Genomic DNA, 20,418 nt, shown 5'->3' with positions numbered 1-20,418 from the left:
AAGTGTGTCGCAGGGTATGTAGGTGGTAAAGCTCATTTTCTAATCAGTTTAACAATGATTACAAATGCAATTGATACCATAAAAGTACAATAAATACTGATTGCCCAGCTTAATGAAGTACTTTGTCGTGAGAAATACTACCTTATATCTCATAAAATATCTAGCAAAGTAACTTTAACACATAAAAGAGGCCGGTAAGGTGAAGATTTACCAGTTGATTATCATTGGCCACCTCCGCCAAAGCGTGTGTCTACCTCAGCACATGCGGTTAGAAATTCAGCTACAATCCTGGCGCATTCTTCGGGTCTTTCAAACATTCCGGCATGAGCTACTCCACCGAGTATACCAGTATAACCCATCTTTAAAAGCTTTATTTGTTCCTCAGCTGCCGAAACCGTTACAAACTTATCCTCTTCACCTGCAATAATCATGGTGGGGTATCCGGCATCTTTCAGAATTGCCGTTGTATCCCGGCGATTCCGCATGGCCATCTGTGCGTTTGTCAAGGCCTTTTCCGGAATTGAACTGTAACGTTCCATCTGACTTTCAATCAGGGTTTTACTTTTTTTCTTGAAATCATCTGTAAACATTTTCGGATAAAAATCTCTGATAAACTCAGCTGAGCCGTGTTTTTCAATAAAATCAATGGTCTTTAATCTAGTTGCTTTTCGTTCCTCATCATCCGGGTAAGCAGAGGAATGAAACAGCCCCAGACCTTGTAACCGTTCCGGGTATTTTTCAGCAAAAGTCAGTGCTATGTACCCCCCCATAGAATGCCCTATCAACACGCATTTTTCTTCTTTGCGTTCATCCAGCAGGTCTTTCAGCCAGTCTGCATAATCGTCAATAGATGTGCAATTGGTAAGTTTGCTGTAATCTGGTGTTACATAAGTATGTGTTCGGGGAAGCAGGCTGATAAACTTGTTCCAGATGATGTGGTCTTCGCCAAAGCCATGAATCAGAATAACATTCATATTTTCCGGTTTTTAAGTTTTACTCAATTAAAACAGTTTCCGCAATGCGCGTATGATCATAAATGCCGACAACAAGCCGAAAACTATGGCTAGTATATTGATGTGCAACAATGCAAAAATAACTGCAAAGCCCAGCAACACCAGCCCAATCTCAAGCCGCACAAATGCTTTATGGCTTAAACCTCCCCTTTTCTTCTTTGATTTCTTCTTCTGAAATATGCCTTTTTTCTCGGGTTTTTGAAAAAGACGCGGTTTCTGGTGCTCATCTGTTTTACTGTTCTTCTTCAATAACCCCTTTGGCAACCAATCTGTTTTATGGTTTACCTCATTTTTTATGGTAGGCAAGGGCGGGATATTATTAGCTGTTAAATTTTCGATGGCTGGCGCGGGCATCGGAGCCATTTTTTCCATTTCATGCGGTGCAATAGTACCAGCCTTTAAAGCTGACGCGGCATTCTGTTTTTTAGGCTTCAGATAATGATCCGGAATTGAGTTCTGAAAACGGGCGTACTCTCGTTTACAACCCAACACAAGCAGCAAAACCAGTACAAATGGAAGCGTTCTTAACATAGTATAATAGCTTTTTAAGAAAAATATCAGGGTAGAGGCAGCCAAAATACCGGGCATCAAAAAACCCTGTAAAGCTTATTGACCGGCTTTACAGGGTTTGATGAAATATCCCAAAAATTACGCTACCAGTTTCAATTGATAGAACGCCGAGCGCTCAAATTTATTTTGTGCGTATTCTAGCGTAATTGTGAAGTTCTTTACCTCTTTGTTTGACGGAATCTCAAACATGATGTCTGTCATGATTGCCTCACAGATAGAGCGTAATCCTCTAGCTCCCAGCTTGTATTCCATGGCTTTCCCTACAATGTAATCCAGGGCGTCCGGTGCAAACTCAAGGGCTACATCTTCCATAGCAAAAAGCTTCTTATATTGCTTGGTCAGTGCATTTTTAGGCTCTATCAGGATACGGCTCAAGGCGTCCTTGTCAAGCGGATTCAGATAAGTCAACAAAGGCAAACGACCAATCAATTCAGGTATAAGACCAAAAGATTTTAAATCCTGTTGCGTAACGAAACGCAACAAGCTGGTGCTTTCCAGCAATTCCAGGCGTTTGGCATCATTAGAGAACCCAATCGGGTGGGTATTAATACGCTTGGCTATGTGGCGGTCTATACCATCGAAAGCCCCGCCGCAGATAAACAATATGTTTTCGGTGTTTATCTGCACCATCTTTTGCTCCGGGTGCTTTCTTCCACCTTCCGGCGGAACACTTACAACTGAGCCTTCCAGCAATTTCAGCAAACCCTGTTGCACACCTTCACCGCTTACATCACGCGTTATAGACGGGTTGTCACTTTTACGGGCTATTTTATCAATCTCATCAATATAAACTATTCCTCTTTCAGCCAATTCAACGTTATAATCGGCGGCCTGTAAAAGTCTGCTCAAAATACTTTCTACGTCTTCGCCCACATAACCTGCCTCGGTTAACACAGTGGCGTCAGCAATGGCAAAAGGTACCTGTAATACTTTGGCAATATTACGTGCCAGGTAGGTCTTGCCGGTTCCGGTCTCTCCTACCATAATTATGTTCGACTTCTCAATCATTACATCATCGTCACGCCTGTTTTGCATCAGGCGTTTATAATGATTATAAACCGCTACGCTTAAAACCTTTTTGGCTTCATCCTGCCCAATTACGTACTGGTCAAGATGCTTTTTCAGTTCTATGGGGGGCTTGAGGTCAAATTTAGGCGAGTCTGCTGACTTCTTTTTCTTTTCTTTCTTCACAACTCCGTGCAATTCCTGTTGCACAAGCTGGTGCCCCTGCTCTACACAAAAATTGCAGATATTGGCTTCGGTGCCAGATATTAAGAGTTCAACTTCGCTTTTTCCTCTACCGCAGAAAGAGCAATAAGGTTGCTGTCCATATTCCATTGAGTATCCTTTGTCTTATTTATCCACAAAAATAAGAAAAATGTTTGAGTATGTAATTAAAAAGCCTGAGACCATAGAAATGGCTCTCAGGCTTTAACGTAAGTATGGCATTTAAAATTTCACTCAGGGCTGTTTATCTCCCTCCAATGTAGACCCCTGAATAGTCAGCTTTATTTTGGTCACTATTTTTGAGTCATTTTTAACAAACTCCAGTTTTCCATCGTAGCCAACTACTTCAAATACATCAGGTTCTTTGGTAGGCGCCAGGTCTGCCACGCCTTGCCCAACGGCTTCACCAATGAGCTTACCGTCTTTCAACGTTACAATTATTTCTTCAAAAGGAGCATCTTTCATTTTATATTTACCTACATAACTTTTGGCCGCCACGGTGTCAAGCGCAGCAGCGGTTGTAGTTGTTTGTGCAGAAACATCAAAAGAAATGGCAAAAATGCCAACAATCAGTAGTGTTAATAGTCTTTTCATCTTAAAAAAATTAGTTTTTGAAAATTGTAAAAAATATAAAATTAGCATTGCAAGATACTTATTTTGCTAAACATCAGAAACAAAACCTGTTTAGCTTTTAATTAAAATTGCACTTACCATGAGAATTAACATACAAATACGATATAAAAACTACCAACTACACCCAATAAAGATAATTTAACTGAAAAAATTTGTTTCAATAAATAATATATCTATTTTTGCCTTAAATAAAAGATATATTCTCAATTCAAGAACAATGGCTAAGGTAATAGAACATTTATACAACGCAACGGACAAACCCGTTTTTTCAATTGAAATCATTCCGCCGGTAAAAGGCAGCAATATTGATGATTTGCTGAAATCAATTGAGCCAATGATGGAACTGAAGCCACCGTTTATTGACGTTACCTACCACAGGGAAGAATATATTTTCAAGCCTCAGCCGGACGGACAACTTAAGGAAATAAAAGTTCGTAAAAGACCCGGCACCGTAGGTATTTGTGCTTCTATTATGCACAAGTTCAATATTGACCCCGTGCCTCATGTATTATGTGGGGGGTTCAGTAAAGATGAAACCGAAGATCTGCTGATAGACCTTAATTACCTGGGCATTGAAAACGTACTGGCTTTGAGAGGTGATTTTGCTAAACCATATACCTCATTTATTGCCAAGGAAGATGGCCACTTGTATGCCAATGAACTGGTAACACAAATTAAAGACATGAATCAGGGGAAGTACCTGCATGACGAGTCTGAATACCTGAGCGCCAGCAGTTTCTGTATTGGTGTGGCAGCTTACCCCGAAAAACACTTTGAGGCCGAGACGCTGGAACAAGACATTGAAAATCTGAAGCGTAAGATAGCCGCAGGCGCTGACTACGTGGTTACCCAGATGTTTTTTGATAACCAGAAATATTTTGACTTTGTAAATCGCTGCCGTGCAGAAGGTATTACTATCCCTATTATACCTGGCTTGAAGGTATTATCTACCAAAAAGCAATTAGATGTATTGCCGAAGTTGTTTTTTCTTGATATGCCCGAGGCGTTCAGAAAAGAAATAGCAGCCTGCGAGAACGATAAACAAGCCAAACAAATAGGGATTGAGTGGTGTACCCAACAATGCCGTGAGTTGATGAATTTCGGTGTACCTGCGCTGCACTTTTATACCATGAGCAAATCTGACACAACTTTAGCAGTGGCAAGGCAGATTTTCTGATATACCAAAACAATAAAGAGTGGGCAGCATTGAAACGGCCCACTCTTTATTTATGTGCTGCTGAGTTTAAACAGTTACTTTTCTGCGTCTGCCCAGCACCTGCCAGACATCATTTACCTGATGGTTTACCACCACATAGGCTTCATCGTACAGGTTCACAGTCGGGCAAACATGATACGGAACGCCATACAGCACATCACCTACTTTTATAGAATCCCAGTTTTTTACTTTCAGAACGCCGTGTTCTTCGCTTTGGCCTGTCAGCTCGTAATCTGTCAGATTCAAGAATCTGACACGTTTATCAATAGGGTTTTCGGCAGATATGGCCTTATGCCCCAAATCGACAGTTATAATGCCTTTTTGTGGTTTAGAAATCACCCTTGTAAGCACAAGCGCGGCGTATTCAAAAGGCTGCTCGGTTAGTTTATCGCCATAGCCCCAGTCCCACAACACACAAGTACCCGGGCTGCAAAAGGTTTCGGCACGCAAAGCATGTGAAGTAAAGGCCGGAGTACCCCCCGCTATAACCATTGGCTGGGGTAGCCCCTTCTCTTCAATGGCCTCCAGAAAGTGTTTTACATCTACAAAACCTGCATCGATTTCATGCTTGCGTTCTTCAAAATCATCTGCCCGGAGGTGACCATCATAAATATGCAAGCCGAGCAGTTTTATGTTGGGTTGCGAAGCCAGAAACGTATACAAGTCGAGAATTTTGTCATCCAGCAAATGCCCGGACCTATCCATACCATTGTTCACATCCAGAAATACGTTTGATACCAGCCCTGCTTCTCCAAATACTTCATTGTGTTGTTTTGCCACATCTAACGAATCTATTAAAGACGCAAAAACCACATCAGGATACAAGCGGCTCAACTGCACTAATCGCCCGATTTTAGGGCCAACCAACTGGTGGGCAATTACTACCATTCCGGCACCTGCCATAGCGGTTATTTCTGCTTCGGCAATGGTAGCACATTTAAACTTACTGATACCCTGCGCTATCATCAATTTTACAATCTCGGGCATTTTGTTGGTTTTCACGTGTGTAAACAGGCGGTCGGCATTACCGGCAATGTCTATCATTTTCCGGATGTTCTCCTGAACACGTTCTTTATATATCAACAATGAGGGAGAATCCAATTCTCCCTCATTGTTCACTTTGTACCAATCCATAGTTTATTTTTTATTGGCAATGAGTATTATTGCTCGTATATCTCAAGTGGTAAATCATCGGGGTCGGCAAAGAAAGCAAACTTTTTACCAGTGTGTTCATCAATTCTGATGGGTTCAACCGCAACACCTTTTTGTTCTAAGGCCGCTTTTGCTTCTTCAACACTCGGCACTTCAAAAGCCAGGTGTCTTAAACCGCAAGACTCAGGACGAGACGGCCGGGGCGGTGAACTTGGGAACGAGAATAATTCAATTACATAATTATGGCCAATGGCCAGGTCAAGTTTGTATGACTGCCGGGCTTCCCGATAAATTTCCTGAACGATTTTCAAGCCTAAAACTTCGGTATAGAAATGCTTCGATACCTCGTAGTCAGAACAGATAATAGCAATGTGATGAACTTTATTGATAGTAAGCATTTTATTAATCTTGATTTAACTCAAAAATGACTTCAATTTCAACCGGAATATTTTCAGGCAATGAGCCCATTCCAACTGCCGAGCGTACACCTATGCCGTTTTCAGTACCCCAAATATCGGCAAACAATTCGCTGCAACCATTGATTACATACGGGTGACTTCCGAAATCGCTGGTACAATTAACCATGCCTAATATTTTCACTACCCTTTTAATTTTATTAAGGCTGCCTAAAGCAGTTTTCAATGTAGCCAGAATGGTAAGCCCTACCTGGCGTGCCGCCAATTTGCCGCCTTCAATGTCTACATCTTCACCAACGCGACCAAAAATAAGTGTGCCGTTTGTTTGAACCGGGCCATGCCCAGACACATATATAAAATTATCAACTATTAAAGCAGGTTTATAAACGCCTTTTGGCGCAGGTGGTGGTGGTAATTCCACATTCAGTCTTGCCAGATTTTCTTCGGGTGTCCTCATACTGTTTTATACAAAAAGATTTAAAATTAATACGCCTAGTAAGCCTACTACCGACACGATGGTTTCCATAACCGACCAGGTTTTGATAGTATCTTTTATTGATAAATTGAAGTATTCTTTAAAAAGCCAGAAGCCCCCATCATTGAGATGCGAAAACAGCAAACTTCCCGCACCAATAGAAAGCACCATCAGCTCGGGCTTTACACCTGTCTGGTTCTGAATCAGCGGAGCCAATATACCTACTGCCGTTAACCCGGCTACCGTAGCAGACCCCACACAAAGGCGTAATACGGCCGCGATTGTCCAGCCCAATATCAAAGGGTTAATATCAAAACCTTGTAATTGTGCGCCAATGTAATCGCTGGTACCACTGTCTTTCAGTATCTGTTTCAAAGCGCCAGCACCGGCTATGATGAGTAATATTCCAGCACAGCTTTTAAAAGCTTCTTCCAGTTGCTTACTTACTACTTTTATACTATGGCCTTGTTTAATACCCAGCAAATACATGGCCAATAATAAGGATAGTAACATACCCACATAAGGCTCAGCTATTAAGAGTACTATCTGGTTGTTGGGGGCAAAGCCTTTAATGAACGAGGTTAAGGTCAGTAAGAAAACAGGCATCAGTGCCACTACAAGACTTTCAAACAAACTGGGTTGTTTTTCTTTAGGTACGGGTTTCAGGCTGAATAAAGTGGTATCAATCTCAGGTTTATACTTTTTTAGTGTACGTCCAAAAATCGGTCCGGCTATAGCAATGGCCGGAATAGCCACAATAATACCATAAATAAGGGTCTGCCCTACATTGGCGTTCAATTGAGATGCAATAGCCGCCGGTGAAGGGTGCGGGGGTAGATAACCATGTGCTACTGACAAAGCCGAAAGCATAGGAATACCCACATATAAAATCGGCATTTTGGTTGAAGCCGCTATGGAAAAGATAAGAGGTATTACAATAATAAAACCTGCATTATAGAACAAAGGAATACCGATAATAAACCCTGCCAGTGCCAAACCCCATTGCAGGTACTTTTTACCAAAAATGCTAATAAGTGTATCGGTTATGCGTTGGGCTGCTCCACTTTCTGCCACCAGCTTACCCAGCATGGCACCAAAGCCGATAATCAAAATAAGCTCTCCCAGCGTACCGCCAATACCCGTCTGAATTGCTTTACCAATGGCTGGCACATTCATGCCTGTTGCCAAACCCAGTGAAATAGCTATTAATATAAATGAAATGAAGGTGTCAAGCTTTACGAAAGCTACCAGAACCACAAGAGCAATGATAGCCAGCAAGGTAAGTAAAATAGGCATCGTTCAAATTAGGTTGATTGTTTCATTGCAAGATATTAAAATTCTGGTTTAAAAGCACCTGTGTACCAATAACTTATTATAGCATAAGTTTCCTTACTTCGTCGCTTCCAACATTCATTAAGTTGAAAGGTATTACGTGCAGTACCAGGTCTTCATCGTAGTCAAATACCTCCAGTGGTTCTCTGAAATTTTCGTTGGCCGGGTAAATAAGAAAGAGTTTCCGGGCATTGTATTTTTTGCCGTAGGCGTACATCTGATATAAATCTGCCTGCTCTATGCCATAATTCTGTTTATTTTTTGAAGCATCAATCAGCTTCCACTTGGTATCAAAAATCATTGCTTCGCCTGCTTCGTTTTCAATCACAATGTCGGGTATCAGCCTGAACCTCGCATTTTCTTTGTGCTTCATTACCAGATGCTTGCGTCTGTCTTGTAGCTTCACCCGGTAAGTAAGCGGAATATATTTACAGAATAAGCTACCGATGTAGTTCTCAAACAGCACTTCCATAGGAAACAACAATGATAGCTGGTTATAATTGCCTGAAAAAGGCAGAAATGACTGCCTTGCTAACAAAACCCCTGCCCACTGCAACAAATGCTGGTACCGCTCAAAATGAGGGTTCGGCACATGGCTTTTAATAAAGTCGCGGTGCAGGTTATCTGACAAGTTGATACCTTCAAAAACTGAAAGATTCTGCCAGATTCTTTGTCTGGTAAGGCTACTAAAAGCCATAGCTTTCAAGCGGAACAAGCAGGTTTTCAGGATTCTGTTCTGTGGTATATTATCAACAAAATCATCGTAAGACACATAGAATGTGTGCTGTTTCATCAGGTTTTGCCTCATGTTTTTCGCAATCAATACTTTGCCCTTAATGAAAGCTTCGTTGGTTTCTGTTTTTTCGTATTTTCTACCCAGCCCTGTTCGCAAGAGTTTCTCCAGTTCGTCCAGAAAAACCACTGCATAGATTTCAAGCAAAGGCAAATGACTGGCCGCTACGTGTGCTTTAGACAATACCTGATAAGACGGTATCCTTTGGAGCATTTTTAACAATATCTGCCGGGATTCTTTGGTTGAACCGGCCGCGGTTTTCGGAAGAATTTCTATCTGAACAGACTCTGATATGGGAATAAGCCCCACATAGTTTTTCACCCGCAATTGTTCTTTACCTCGCTGGGCAGCATAAGTAAAAAGGAGATCGTTGGCGTAGGAGAAAACAAAGGATTTTATCTGGAGAAATACCTTATCAGACACAAAAACCTCAGAAAAGGAATCAACCGGCAAGTGAAAATCACTTGCTTTTCTGATTACCCCAAACTCTGCAATAACAATGGTTTGTGTCACAATTTATCCTTCAAAATGGCCTCTGTGCCACTAATTTACAAAATAGTTGGCAATTTACAGTTAAACTGAATTACTTCGTCGCTTTTTGCTTCTCATATTACATAAAGATTTATAAAAAGAGTTTATAGATAAGTAATCTTTTTTTTACAAAGCCTACTCCGTATATTGACGAAAGTTTTGCTGATGGCTCATCCTGCCAATTAATACAGATATCGCATCCTCTTTTAAAGGTACCCTAAACTCTATAACAATTTATGCAATTACCTAAAAAATACAAGCGTCTTATAATCGCTGTTAGCTTACTTCTTTTAATACTGATATTTCCCCCTATTTACTTGTATGAGTTTTACCCCTATATAACCTCTATCCCTATCGGGATAACTTTAGGATATATGATACCAACTGGTATAAGGCGTATGCTTTACTCTATTAATGAGGATGAAGAAGAGACTTTGCCACCCGAAAGTGACTTTTTTATTGTAATTGTTATACTCTCAGTGGTTGGCACAGGTTTACTATTTTCATTCTGGTGTAGGTACAGGATAGACTCTGCCTTTAGAAACACAGGAATTCTCGTAAAAGATGCGATAGTTACAGATGGTAAGAGTATAACTGGTGGTAGAAAACCAAAGTATTATGATTTACAATTATCATATAAACTTAAAAGTGGCACTAAATATCATACCGTTGTACCTGTTAAATCTGATGTTTTTAATAATGTATATAAAGATCAGACAGTAGACATCTTATATTTACCCTCACACGTAGATATGGTAAGAGTGCTCATAGGCGAAAATGTCAGCAAATATCTGAAAAGACCCAACAGGGACATAATGCCCACTGACATAGATAGCATCTTTAAATATAACGATACAGAACTTTTAAAATTTCTGGACCGTACCAGCTATAGATGGCAAGCAGAAACTTCTGAAGGGAGCACACTTTACTCCAACCATTTAACTTTAGAGAGTGTGGTAAAGCTCCCAAATATGGTGGTTTATGGCTATAGTGGTCATTTAAACGGAGAACTTTATTTAGCGCCTTTAAAAATAGAAGGGAAATCAAAGTCGGGAGATGATAATTCAACTATATACTTCACCAAAAAATATAAAATTGTTAAGAAAAGTATTATAAATCAGCTTGACACTAAGGAAGATGATATAACAACTATATTTACTTATGAAAAAAGGGTTGAGTAGAGGTAGGTTTTAGATACGGCGCAATGAAATTATAAAAAAGCGGCAGATTAAATTCTGCCGCTATATTTTGCTATTTTATGATAAAGCTCTTTCGGGTTGAACGGCTTCGTTACGTAATCGTTCATACCTACCGAAAACGCCCTGTCCTGATTATTCATGGTGGCAGAGGCCGTAAGGGCAATAATAGGAATTTCTGTACCTGTTTCTCTTATTTTCTCTGCGGCAGTGTAGCCGTCCATTTCAGGCATCAGAATATCCATCAGAATGAGGTCATATTCATTGTTTTTGAATTTATCTAGCGCAACAAGGCCGTTTTCAGCAGTATCAAATGTCACTTTCCATTTCTCAAGGAATTTAGAAGCTACCCTGATATTCACAAAGTAATCGTCAACCAGTAAGAGTTTCACGCCTTCCAGACTTACATCGTTGTCATCTTCTGTCAGTGCAGATGTTATCTGCTGCTTAAGCGTAGTACCAATACGCAAGTCAATTGTAAACCAGAATTTGGTTCCTTTGCCTACCTCACTTTCCAGATTAATGTCGCTGTTGTGCAACTGCACCAGCTTTTTACTGATTACCAGCCCCAGACCCGTTCCACCAAATTTGCGGGTGGTTTCTGAGTTGGCCTGTGCGAATCGCTCAAAAATCAGTTTCTGTTTATCTAGCGGAATACCGATGCCCGTATCTGTTACAGAGAAATAGATGCTTGCTTTTTCTTCGTCTTTTTTTACCACCGAAACCTCAATGGTTACACTGCCATTCAAGGTAAACTTTACGGCATTTGACACCAGATTGGTCAATACCTGCCCTATTCTTAACGAATCGCCGATTAACGTGGCCGGTATATCATCATCCAGCATCAGTTTTATTTTGTTGCCTTTTTCTTCAGCCTTTACCTGATTGGCTTTTTTGATGTTTGATACCAGCAGTTTCAAATCAAAAGGCATTTCTTCTAAATCTACCTTACCTGCTTCAATTTTGCTGAAATCGAGAATATCGTTAATGAGCAAGTGTAAATTTTCGGCTGAAAACTGTAAGGTTTTCAGGTTTTCCATTACAGACGGAGTCTGCTCTTCCTGTTGCATCAGGTAGGTGAGCCCGATAATGGCATTCAGCGGAGTTCTGATTTCATGACTCATCATCGACAAAAACTCCGATTTTGCCTGCGTGGCAGTTTCGGCCACTTCTTTTGCATTAATTAATTCGGCCTCAATATGTTTTCTGATATGAATCTGTCTTTGGAGGAGGTCAACCAGCGACGATAAATTATTGTCGTCAATCTTTGATGCGTCGCTTTCCGGGGTTTCAAGCAAATTAATGGCTTCAATCAATTTCTGAACCGATTCTTTTCTTTGAAGAATCTCATTTTTCAGTTTTTGATTAATTTCATAGAACTCTTTTTCGTTGAGCAGTGCCGAGTGTTCTGAAAGTTCTTTATCTCTGTCAAAACCATGATATGAATCATTAACAGCATTTATGAAATTCTGAAAGGCGGAGTGCTTCAGACAATCGTCTGACAAATGTTTTTTTATCTGTTTCGCTAGCAGTCTATGTATATTATCCAACTCCATTCTATTAATTTTCTGAAAAAGTGGTAATGGTCATGGTTTGATTATGCAATTCGCATTGCGCATTGGGTGTCAACGGCGAAATTTCTCCGTAAGAATAAAAGCCCGTAACAACGGTTGTGTCGCCAAAAATATCTCTGGCTGCTTCTACCTCTTCATCAATTCTTTGTCCCAATACCAATTTACGGCCTACGCAACTAATCAAAAGAGCCAATTCAGGTTTGTTACCGATGCTTTTAACTGACGATTGCGCAGCAGAAGCGGATGCATCAACCAGATGGTCAAAATTGGCCTTCATGAACCTAACCATAGCGCCTTTGGGTAATTCGCCGGCAAATGTCATACTTTTCTTTTCTTCATCTATGGTAAGAATGGTTCTTACAATAGGCTCAGAGTCGGGTTTTACCCGAATCGATAACGGAAACAGCAGTGCTGCACCTGGTAAATCTTTAGCATACTTGCCCAGGTAATCTTTGTACAAGTCAAGAGCTGCGCTCTCTCCGATTTTATATAAGACGTTATATTCAGACTCTGTAACTTCTCTTTCGGGGCCAAATACATCCCAGCCGCCTTTTGTTCCATGCCCAACTTTCAGGTCTTTACCATACAGGCCAATACCTACAATTCTGCCTTCAGTTGGTTTTTCGTTTAGACCTACCAGTGTTTTTTCAAACCTGCCTGCGTCTCCGGCCAGGCCTCCTGAAATAGAAACGCCCGTATCAACCGCCAGATTTAAGGCTTCAATTAACTTGCTACCGTTTACCTTGCCCCCATCCGAAATCACAATAATAGCGGCCAGGTCATCTTCTTTCAGACGTTGTGCAATGGTCTCGCCGGCCTTAAAACTTTCGGTATGGTCTGCAATATCAATTTTTACGGTTTTTACCCTGGTTTTTTCAAATTCAATAGCAGTTACAACGATTGTATCATCATGAACACTGTTTTCGTAGATTTCACCTGATGTTGAATTAATTATTATTTCTGCAGCCGGAAACTCCTGTTGAAGAAAAGAGAAAGCATTATAACTATCTAACAGTTTTCTTTCGCCAAATGCAAGAACAAGCCCGGCTTTCTGATTTGAAAAACCCTCCTGCTTCAAAATTTCTTTCCAGGTATTATCAACAAACTTTGTCTGACGTATTTTCATTGGTTATTATGTTCCAGGATAGTTAGGGAAAAACTATATTGAAATTCAATAATTCTAATCTAAAATGGCAAGTTCTGCAGATGAGGTGTACCTTAAAACCAGGCAAAGCAACAATTTGAAAACAAAAATAATTATTAAACGGATATAATAAGCACATTTTGAAGAAAAAAATCATAGGCTTTTATGATTCTTATCATTTCATGAAATATGAGCTGTAGTTCCGCGGTCAATTCTTATTATATAGCTTCTACCTCCTACTGCATTAATAGCGTCTGCCACTTTCTCTGGTTCATCTGGTGCATATACGAACATACATCCGCCACCGCCTGAGCCATTAATCTTACCGCCCAAAGCCCCTGCCGCTAAAGCTGCCGCCATCATTGCCTCAATTTTAGGCGTTGAAATCTGCAGTAAGTCTCTTAATATACCATGATGCTCTGTCAGTAATTGCCCGAGTTTCTCGTTGGACATTGCACCCGACTCAAATAATGCCAGCGCTTCTCTTAAAATATCTCTGTTACGCAATGTACCTCCCAGCAAGGCATACTCATCGTTCGTTAACAGCTTTTTGAGGTCTTCCTGACCGGAGGTATTGAAATCATGCAAAGAAAATGAAGGAAGAGTCTGCCTGATTTTCTGTATGAGGTCTAACCTGGCAAACTTGGCCCGCTTTAAAACACCAATGGTGTCTTTCGGCTCTAACGAATCGGCCAATACGAAAGTACCCAGATCCGGTTTTAACTCTCTTACAACTACTTTGGGTTCAAACTGAAGGTAAACTGCATTACCTATGGCAGTAGATAACTGATCCATCATACCTCCGGGTTCGTTAAACTCTACAATCTCGGCAGTGTAGGCCAGTTCTCCGAGTTCCTGCAACGTAAACTGATTTGGATTATCTGCCATCTTAGACAGGAAATGAATCCAGGTAACCAAAAGTGCCGACGAACTGGAGGTACCCGAATTGATAGGTATATTACCATTTACTGTACACTCTATGCCTTTAGAGAACTTCAGCCCTTTGTCAATCAAAACGTTATAACCACTTCTGAAATAATCTCGTTTTTCCTGATACGGCATTCTGGTTGTAGAAACTTCCATCTGCAATTCAGAGCCGATATCCGGCAGATGTATAATGATTTTGTTATCGCTGCGATGTTGACCTGTCATCTGTACTCTGCGTGAAATTGCAGCGGCAATAACGGGAAGACCGAGGTAATCCTGATGTTCGCCGAAAAGGCAAATCCTGCCCGGGGTAGAAATAGTTAGCATTGTTAATAGTATTGAAGCATAGGCAACCCTTTGGCGGTTTCGTTACATAATACGCAAGAAAACTCAAAGCCGGTTGCTTTATAAGCCAGGTTAAAATTGAATTGGCAGCAAAAATAACAAAAAAGCCTTGTTAAACGAATTAACAAGGCTTTCCTGAAAATATGTTGATCAATGCTTAAATTAAGCAATCTTTTTTCTGTTTTTCATATAGAAAAATAAACCTATAAATGCAACAATAAGTATAAGTGGGAATAACACCATGGTGCTAAGAGTGGCTTGACCAGCAGCAAGCTCAAGTGCATTGCCAGTTAAGCCTTCAGCTGCTTTTTGTGTATGTGCCTCGTCAATCCAGCGGCCAATAATTGGCTGAAAAAGTGAGCTTGAAAACATACCAATACCACCAATTACTGACATACCCAGAGCGCCACTCTGCGGAATTTTATCGGCAATAAAGCCAACCATATTTGGCCAGAAAAATGCAATACCACAGGCATAAACAATAGCTACTACATACAAAATATCTCCAGTCAATGAGCTGTACAAGTAAAGCCCGATAGCTGCCAATACTGCTGAACCTAATAAAACACCTGTCTGGTCAAATCTATGAACGATAGAACCTGCAAAAAATCTTGCAATGGCCATTGTACCAGTAGTTAAAGCTAATAAAATCATTGGATTGGCTCCACTACTACCCAAAATCAAATCAATCCATTGTCCTGGGCCAAATTCTGAGATTGATGTAAGTGCCATACAAACAAACATAAACAAAAAGAGGCCTCCGAATAATGAATAAACCCCTATTAGCAAAGTTACAATTGCAACAGAAAATAAAATAAAGGATGTTGAACTACCTGCCAAATTGCTAATGCCCAATGAATCGGAAAACGAATACAGGATGAAAAACAAAACGGCAATTGATAAGAAGGGAATACTTACTTTATAATTTGCTGATTTATTTGAGCCTTGTATGGTTTTAGATTGCGGGAATAACTGGCCCCAAAACAAAAAGGCATATATTATTGTCGGAATCATAATAATCCAAATCTGTGACTGCCAAGGTAGTGCTGCGTCAGTCATGAATTTTGAAATCAAAGAACCTATTACGATACCGCCAGGGAACCACATGTGGAAACGGTTAAGCATGGTACTCATTTTGTTACCTTCATACGCGTCAGCAATCATCGGGTTACAAGCGGCCTCAGTACAGCCATTGCCCAAACCAATAAAAAGCGTTGAAACCAATAATACGGCATAGCTGCCTCCAGAATAAATAGTAAGCAAAATGCCTAAAGTGTGTGAAAGAAAAGCAAACTGCATAATTTTTTTACCACCAATTGCCTGGTAAATTAATCCGCCTACAATCATTGAGATGGGGAAGCCCAAGAACCACATCTGATTTATGGTACCTAGCTGTTCGTTTGAAAAGCCATATTCTGCCCCTAATTGTTTAAGAATACCTGCACGAATACTGAATGAAAAAGCTGTAGTAATCAAGGCGAAACAGCTCCCTAGAAATAAACGCGACTGATTAACCATAAGAGTTTGTAGTTTTTTAGGGTTTAATAAATTTTTATGAGCGTAAAAGTAGCTTTTTTTGCATTGTTTCAAAAGAAAATGATATTAATAATTGTAATCTTTACAATTATAGGGCTATTTGAAACGTAATTCTAAGCAAATGAAATTCGCATCTATATCTAATAATAATCTGTTTAATTAAGACTAGATAAAATTCAGACAAACTGTTAAAAAAACCAGATAAATAACAATGTAGTAATTATGCGATGAACTGACCATTTCTGCCTACGATTAATGGAATATCCATAATAATAACCATTTTTTTCTGCTAATTGAGGCTTATTTTCTTTAAAAACAGCCGAAAATTAAAGAAATAAAAGGAAATCTTAATTGTAAAATCAGATTAAACGCTTTTATTTTACACCATGATAAATATTTCAGATTTTTAAGAAAATTTTGGCCTTTAATGAGGCTGCAAAGCGTTTTTAATACTGAAACAAATTTAACTGAAGCAAAAAAATTAAATTCTGATACAATAAAATCACTTTGTCACAATTTGAGACAATAATAATCAATTTTTTAATTCCGAAATCGTTTTTCCAAATTAACTTACAGAAAAATGATGATTTATATAATGGTTTCATTTAAAATTTCAACCCACTAGTTTACAATATGCAACGAAAAATCCGAATGGGAATGGTTGGTGGTGGTCGTGGTGCGTTTATTGGTGCCGTTCACCGCACTGCTGCAGCCATTGATGGCGAAATTGAATTAGTATGCGGGGCATTCAGCTCTACAGCAGAGAAATCAAAGGCGTCAGGAGAAGACCTGATGCTGGCACCTGAAAGATGCTATGGCGATTTCAAAGAAATGATTCAGAAAGAGAAACGCCGCAAAGACCGCATGGATGCTGTGTCTATCGTTACTCCTAACCACATGCACTTTGCGCCTGCAAAAATGGCCCTTGAGAATGGGTTTCATGTTATTTGCGACAAACCTGTAACATTTACACTACCGGAAGCAAAGAAACTGAAAGACATTGTTGAAAAAACCGGATTGACCTTTGCGCTTACGCACAACTACACCGGCTACCCCATGGTAAAACAGGCACGCCATTTGGTTCAAAGCGGTGCACTGGGTAAAATCCGTAAGGTAGTAGTGGAATATCCACAGGGATGGCTGGCTTTTCTGGAAGAAAAACGCGGATACAAACAAGCTGAATGGCGCACAGACCCTAAGCGTTCGGGTATTGCCGGAGCCGTAGGAGATATAGGAACCCATGCTGAAAATCTTGCAGAGTATATTACAGGCCTGAAAATTACCGAAATGTGTGCCGATGTAAGCACATTTGTGGAAGGCCGCCTGCTTGATGACGATGCCAACGTGTTGTTACACTTTGAGGGTGGAGCCAAAGGATTATTACATTGCAGCCAGATAGCTAACGGCGACGAGAACAACCTGAACATCAGAGTTTACGGTGAACTCGGCAGTGTAACCTGGTTTCAGCAAGAACCTAATAGCTTGATTCATAAATCGCAGGAGTTCCAAAAGATTTACCGCCCTTCGGTAGGCAATCTTTGCCCGGAGGCTAAGGCCAATATTCGTCTTCCATCGGGCCATCCGGAAGGATACCTCGAAGCTTTTGCCAATATCTACCGCAATTTTGCCCGCACGGTTCGCAAAAGAATGAACGGAGAAACACCAACCGAAATCGAACTTGATTTCCCGACAATCGAAGATGGTATCAGGGGTATGCAATTCGTAGAAACCGTTATCGCCTCAGGCAAAAGCAACTCTAAGTGGGTGAAGTTTAAGGGATAATTTGCCAATGGCGAATTAGTGAATGGTAAATTAGCGAATGATTTATGAAACAAAGATATGCATCCAAATATTCAGAAGAAGAAAGATTTCAATTCGCAGAAACGCTTGAAAAGAAATTAAAATCATTTACTCTAAGATGTATCGAAGTTTACAGAGCTTTACCTTTAACTGATTTCGTCGCCCAACATATCGGAAAGCAACTAGTCCGTTCCTCTACTTCATCAGCAACAAATTACAGGGCTGTAAGAAGAGCACGAAGCCAGAACGAATTCTTCGCTAAATTAAGCATAGTAGTAGAAGAAATAGATGAGTCTGTTTTTTGGCTGGAAATGTTGATTGATCTCAATTATTTCAAACAGGAAAAACTAAGCAATTTAATTACAGATAGTAAAGAGTTATTACATATTTTATCGAAATCAAGAAAAAACACCTATACGAATGGCTGATTTATTCATTAATTCGCCATTCGCTAATTCATTATTTAAAATATGAAAACCATCAAAGGACCAGCCATATTTTTAGCGCAGTTCATGGGCGATGAAGCCCCATTTAACTCATTAGATACCATTGCCGACTACATGGCAGGCTTAGGCTACAAAGGTATTCAGTTACCAACCTGGGATAGCCGCGTGATTGACCTGCAAAAAGCAGCGGAGTCACAAACGTATGCCGACGAACTAAAAGGCAAACTGGCCGATAAAGGTCTTGCCATTACTGAATTATCAACCCACTTGCAAGGCCAGCTGATAGCTTCTCACCCGGCTTATAATGCCATGTATGATGCGTTTGCCCCTGCCTCTGTACATGGCAACGAAAAAGCGCGCCGCAAATGGGCAGAACAACAATTACTTTGGGCAGCCAAGGCTTCTCAGAATCTTGGGCTGACATCGCACGTAGGTTTTTCAGGTGCTTTGGCATGGCCATTTCTTTACCCATGGCCGCAACGCCCTTCGGGTCTGATTGAAACGGCTTTTAAAGAACTAGCCCGCCGTTGGAAACCAATCCTGAATGCTTTTGACGAAAACGGAGTGGATTATTGCTACGAGCTTCACCCGGGAGAAGACCTTTTTGATGGTTCAACTTTCGAAATGTTTGTTGATTACCTAAAAGGCCATAAACGCGCTTGTATCAATTATGACCCAAGCCACTTTGTATTACAACAACTGGATTACCTGGCATTTATTGATTTATATCACGACCGCATCAAGGCATTCCATGTAAAAGATGCTGAGTTCAATCCATCGGGTCGCCAGGGTGTTTATAGTGGTTATGCCGGATGGGCAGACCGCGCCGGTCGATTCCGCTCTTTAGGCGATGGCCAGGTAGATTTTTCCAGCATTTTCAGCAAGTTGTCACAATACAATTATGACAGCTGGGCAGTACTTGAATGGGAATGCTGCATTAAATCGTCAGAGCAGGGTGCCGCAGAAGGCGCACCTTTCATCGCCAGCCATATCATTCAGGTAGCTACACGCGCCTTTGATGATTTTGCCGCTACCGGAGCCGACGAAAAAGTAAACCGTAAGGCATTAGGCATTTAATAGCATTTAAAATCTCATACCGGGGGTGCTTTGCGCCCTCGGTATTGTTTTTAAAACAGTATTTTTGCAAATAAAAGCTTAATGAATAATATTATTATCTCATTTGGTTTGCACCTGTTTTATTATGTACTTTTGAAACAAAATCAACCTTAAGCGAATATTTAAATGAAAAAAATTAAATTGGGTGGCATTGCCCTGATGACACTGATGATGGCTTGCGCAACTACCTCTTATGCGCAGAAAAAAGGAAAATGGGTATCTATTTTTAATGGAAAAGATTTTACCGGCTGGCACGCTTTTAACAAAACCGAGCCTGTTTCAGACAAATGGAAAATAGAAGACGGCGCCATGGTATTAACAGCCAAAGGCGGCGGAGACCTGGTAACTGATAAAGAATATGAAAGCTTTGAGCTGGAATTAGAGTGGAAAATAGCCGAAGGTGGCAACAGCGGTATAATGTGGGGTGTGGTAGAAGACAAAAAATACTGCTGCCCTTATGTAACAGGCCCTGAAATGCAGGTATTGGACGACCAACGCCACTCTGATGCCAAAGCCGGTAAAAACGGTAATCACAAGGCTGGTTCGTTGTATGATTTAATACCTCCGTCTACATTTGAGGCAGTAAAACCTGCTGGCGAATGGAACGTGGCCAAAATGAGAATTGACCGCAAAGCCAATAAAGGCACTTTCTGGTTGAATGGCAAACAAACCGTTGAATTTGATTTGTCGGGCCCGGCTTGGGATAGCATGGTTGCTAACAGCAAATTTAAATCGTGGGAAGGCTTCGGTAAATTTGCCAAAGGTAAAATTGCCATCCAAGACCACGGCGATAAAGTGTGGTACAAAAACATTAAAATAAAAGAGCTATAAGCCATTAACCGGCCAACTTTTAAAAGAGGCTGTCTAAAAAGGTCTAAAAATAGGAATCCCCGGTCAAAAAAGACGCGGGGATTTTTCTTTGTTCCTCTAAAAAGTGTTATCTTAGAGGTGCAACACAAAGAGAAGATGAAGATAC

19 protein-coding genes are annotated in these 20,418 nt (G+C 40.5%); 6 read left to right on the top strand and 13 right to left on the bottom strand.

The genetic code is table 11. From position 1 onward, the window contains the following. Positions 1-221: 221 nt before the first annotated feature. From NZ848_RS02030 to NZ848_RS02015, 4 genes are all read right to left on the bottom strand, one after another. Positions 222-974 (bottom strand): alpha/beta fold hydrolase, encoded by a 753-nt coding sequence (locus tag NZ848_RS02030; RefSeq protein WP_259014146.1) that lies wholly within the window; start codon positions 972-974, stop codon positions 222-224. Between the two features lie 27 nt (positions 975-1,001). Then, the gene (locus NZ848_RS02025; RefSeq protein WP_259014145.1) at positions 1,002-1,544 is read right to left on the bottom strand and encodes a hypothetical protein; all 543 of its coding nucleotides are present in this window, start codon (positions 1,542-1,544) and stop codon (positions 1,002-1,004) included. A gap of 117 nt (positions 1,545-1,661) precedes the next feature. Then, positions 1,662-2,921 (bottom strand): ATP-dependent Clp protease ATP-binding subunit ClpX, encoded by a 1,260-nt coding sequence (gene clpX / locus NZ848_RS02020; protein ID WP_253533638.1) that lies wholly within the window; start codon positions 2,919-2,921, stop codon positions 1,662-1,664. 123 nt (positions 2,922-3,044) lie between these two features. Further along, positions 3,045-3,404, bottom strand: a complete 360-nt coding sequence (locus tag NZ848_RS02015; protein WP_101727529.1) for a hypothetical protein — start codon at positions 3,402-3,404, stop codon at positions 3,045-3,047. A 256-nt stretch (positions 3,405-3,660) separates the two neighbouring features. Here NZ848_RS02015 and metF point away from each other — a divergent pair, with 256 nt between their 5' ends. Then, on the top strand, positions 3,661-4,620 hold the full coding sequence (metF, locus tag NZ848_RS02010; RefSeq protein WP_259014144.1) for a methylenetetrahydrofolate reductase [NAD(P)H]: 960 nt from the start codon (positions 3,661-3,663) through the stop codon (positions 4,618-4,620). Positions 4,621-4,686: 66 nt separating this feature from the next. On the opposite strand, the gene NZ848_RS02005 is transcribed toward metF, so the two are convergent. The 5 genes from NZ848_RS02005 to NZ848_RS01985 form a co-directional block, all read right to left on the bottom strand. Further along, positions 4,687-5,793: a D-TA family PLP-dependent enzyme gene (locus NZ848_RS02005; RefSeq protein ID WP_259014143.1), complete on the bottom strand. Its 1,107-nt coding sequence runs from the start codon at positions 5,791-5,793 to the stop codon at positions 4,687-4,689. 26 nt (positions 5,794-5,819) lie between these two features. After that, positions 5,820-6,209, bottom strand: a complete 390-nt coding sequence (gene gloA2 / locus NZ848_RS02000; RefSeq protein ID WP_253533635.1) for an SMU1112c/YaeR family gloxylase I-like metalloprotein — start codon at positions 6,207-6,209, stop codon at positions 5,820-5,822. 4 nt (positions 6,210-6,213) lie between these two features. Continuing rightward, complete coding sequence (locus NZ848_RS01995; RefSeq protein WP_259014142.1) at positions 6,214-6,684, bottom strand: RidA family protein; 471 nt, start codon at positions 6,682-6,684, stop codon at positions 6,214-6,216. A 6-nt stretch (positions 6,685-6,690) separates the two neighbouring features. Continuing rightward, positions 6,691-7,998: a gluconate:H+ symporter gene (locus NZ848_RS01990; protein WP_101727524.1), complete on the bottom strand. Its 1,308-nt coding sequence runs from the start codon at positions 7,996-7,998 to the stop codon at positions 6,691-6,693. A gap of 76 nt (positions 7,999-8,074) precedes the next feature. After that, positions 8,075-9,340, bottom strand: a complete 1,266-nt coding sequence (locus tag NZ848_RS01985; RefSeq protein WP_259014141.1) for an McrC family protein — start codon at positions 9,338-9,340, stop codon at positions 8,075-8,077. A gap of 254 nt (positions 9,341-9,594) precedes the next feature. On the opposite strand from NZ848_RS01985, the gene NZ848_RS01980 reads away from it, so the two are divergent. After that, entirely contained in the window at positions 9,595-10,539 is a 945-nt protein-coding gene (locus NZ848_RS01980) for an OapA N-terminal domain-containing protein (RefSeq protein WP_259014140.1), read from the top strand. A 47-nt stretch (positions 10,540-10,586) separates the two neighbouring features. Here the strand turns inward: NZ848_RS01980 and NZ848_RS01975 are convergent, their stop codons facing one another. The 4 genes from NZ848_RS01975 to NZ848_RS01960 all read right to left on the bottom strand — a co-directional run bounded on the left by NZ848_RS01975 (position 10,587) and on the right by NZ848_RS01960 (position 16,062). Next, complete coding sequence (locus tag NZ848_RS01975) at positions 10,587-12,110, bottom strand: ATP-binding protein (protein ID WP_259014139.1); 1,524 nt, start codon at positions 12,108-12,110, stop codon at positions 10,587-10,589. Between the two features lie 4 nt (positions 12,111-12,114). Beyond that, positions 12,115-13,254, bottom strand: a complete 1,140-nt coding sequence (locus NZ848_RS01970) for an FIST signal transduction protein (protein WP_259014138.1) — start codon at positions 13,252-13,254, stop codon at positions 12,115-12,117. 198 nt (positions 13,255-13,452) lie between these two features. Then, entirely contained in the window at positions 13,453-14,526 is a 1,074-nt protein-coding gene (locus NZ848_RS01965) for a mevalonate kinase family protein (RefSeq protein ID WP_259014137.1), read from the bottom strand. Positions 14,527-14,706: 180 nt separating this feature from the next. After that, positions 14,707-16,062 carry an MFS transporter gene (locus NZ848_RS01960; RefSeq protein WP_259014136.1) on the bottom strand — a complete coding sequence of 452 codons (1,356 nt, stop codon included), beginning with the start codon at positions 16,060-16,062 and terminating at the stop codon, positions 14,707-14,709. Between the two features lie 651 nt (positions 16,063-16,713). Here NZ848_RS01960 and NZ848_RS01955 point away from each other — a divergent pair. The 4 genes from NZ848_RS01955 (at position 16,714) to NZ848_RS01940 (ending at position 20,273) form a co-directional block, all read left to right on the top strand. Continuing rightward, positions 16,714-17,862 carry a Gfo/Idh/MocA family protein gene (locus tag NZ848_RS01955; RefSeq protein WP_253533628.1) on the top strand — a complete coding sequence of 383 codons (1,149 nt, stop codon included), beginning with the start codon at positions 16,714-16,716 and terminating at the stop codon, positions 17,860-17,862. A gap of 44 nt (positions 17,863-17,906) precedes the next feature. Continuing rightward, complete coding sequence (locus tag NZ848_RS01950) at positions 17,907-18,308, top strand: four helix bundle protein (RefSeq protein WP_253533627.1); 402 nt, start codon at positions 17,907-17,909, stop codon at positions 18,306-18,308. 42 nt (positions 18,309-18,350) lie between these two features. Beyond that, complete coding sequence (locus NZ848_RS01945; protein WP_253533626.1) at positions 18,351-19,403, top strand: sugar phosphate isomerase/epimerase family protein; 1,053 nt, start codon at positions 18,351-18,353, stop codon at positions 19,401-19,403. Positions 19,404-19,568: 165 nt separating this feature from the next. Then, entirely contained in the window at positions 19,569-20,273 is a 705-nt protein-coding gene (locus NZ848_RS01940; protein ID WP_253533625.1) for a 3-keto-disaccharide hydrolase, read from the top strand. The last annotated feature ends 145 nt before the right edge of the window (positions 20,274-20,418 follow it).

Origin of the sequence: Emticicia fluvialis, assembly GCF_024793945.1 — a bacterium.
In the GTDB taxonomy this organism is placed as follows: Bacteria; Bacteroidota; Bacteroidia; order Cytophagales; family Spirosomataceae; genus Emticicia; species Emticicia fluvialis.
This window is presented reverse-complemented; position numbering and strand designations above follow the sequence as displayed.

Bases quoted from the DNA above. Each gene is read 5' to 3' on its own strand.
- gloA2 (WP_253533635.1), bottom strand. From the start codon at position 6,209: ATGCTTACTATCAATAAAGTTCATCACATTGCTATTATCTGTTCTGAC.
- NZ848_RS01965 (WP_259014137.1), bottom strand. From the start codon at position 14,526: ATGCTAACTATTTCTACCCCGGGCAGGATTTGCCTTTTCGGCGAACAT.
- NZ848_RS02015 (WP_101727529.1), bottom strand. From the start codon at position 3,404: ATGAAAAGACTATTAACACTACTGATTGTTGGCATTTTTGCCATTTCT.
- NZ848_RS01960 (WP_259014136.1), bottom strand. From the start codon at position 16,062: ATGGTTAATCAGTCGCGTTTATTTCTAGGGAGCTGTTTCGCCTTGATT.
- NZ848_RS01950 (WP_253533627.1), top strand. From the start codon at position 17,907: ATGAAACAAAGATATGCATCCAAATATTCAGAAGAAGAAAGATTTCAA.
- NZ848_RS01955 (WP_253533628.1), top strand. From the start codon at position 16,714: ATGCAACGAAAAATCCGAATGGGAATGGTTGGTGGTGGTCGTGGTGCG.
- metF (WP_259014144.1), top strand. From the start codon at position 3,661: ATGGCTAAGGTAATAGAACATTTATACAACGCAACGGACAAACCCGTT.
- NZ848_RS02005 (WP_259014143.1), bottom strand. From the start codon at position 5,793: ATGGATTGGTACAAAGTGAACAATGAGGGAGAATTGGATTCTCCCTCA.
- NZ848_RS02025 (WP_259014145.1), bottom strand. From the start codon at position 1,544: ATGTTAAGAACGCTTCCATTTGTACTGGTTTTGCTGCTTGTGTTGGGT.
- NZ848_RS01980 (WP_259014140.1), top strand. From the start codon at position 9,595: ATGCAATTACCTAAAAAATACAAGCGTCTTATAATCGCTGTTAGCTTA.
- NZ848_RS01940 (WP_253533625.1), top strand. From the start codon at position 19,569: ATGAAAAAAATTAAATTGGGTGGCATTGCCCTGATGACACTGATGATG.
- NZ848_RS01995 (WP_259014142.1), bottom strand. From the start codon at position 6,684: ATGAGGACACCCGAAGAAAATCTGGCAAGACTGAATGTGGAATTACCA.
- NZ848_RS01990 (WP_101727524.1), bottom strand. From the start codon at position 7,998: ATGCCTATTTTACTTACCTTGCTGGCTATCATTGCTCTTGTGGTTCTG.
- clpX (WP_253533638.1), bottom strand. From the start codon at position 2,921: ATGGAATATGGACAGCAACCTTATTGCTCTTTCTGCGGTAGAGGAAAA.
- NZ848_RS01975 (WP_259014139.1), bottom strand. From the start codon at position 12,110: ATGGAGTTGGATAATATACATAGACTGCTAGCGAAACAGATAAAAAAA.
- NZ848_RS01970 (WP_259014138.1), bottom strand. From the start codon at position 13,254: ATGAAAATACGTCAGACAAAGTTTGTTGATAATACCTGGAAAGAAATT.
- NZ848_RS02030 (WP_259014146.1), bottom strand. From the start codon at position 974: ATGAATGTTATTCTGATTCATGGCTTTGGCGAAGACCACATCATCTGG.
- NZ848_RS01945 (WP_253533626.1), top strand. From the start codon at position 18,351: ATGAAAACCATCAAAGGACCAGCCATATTTTTAGCGCAGTTCATGGGC.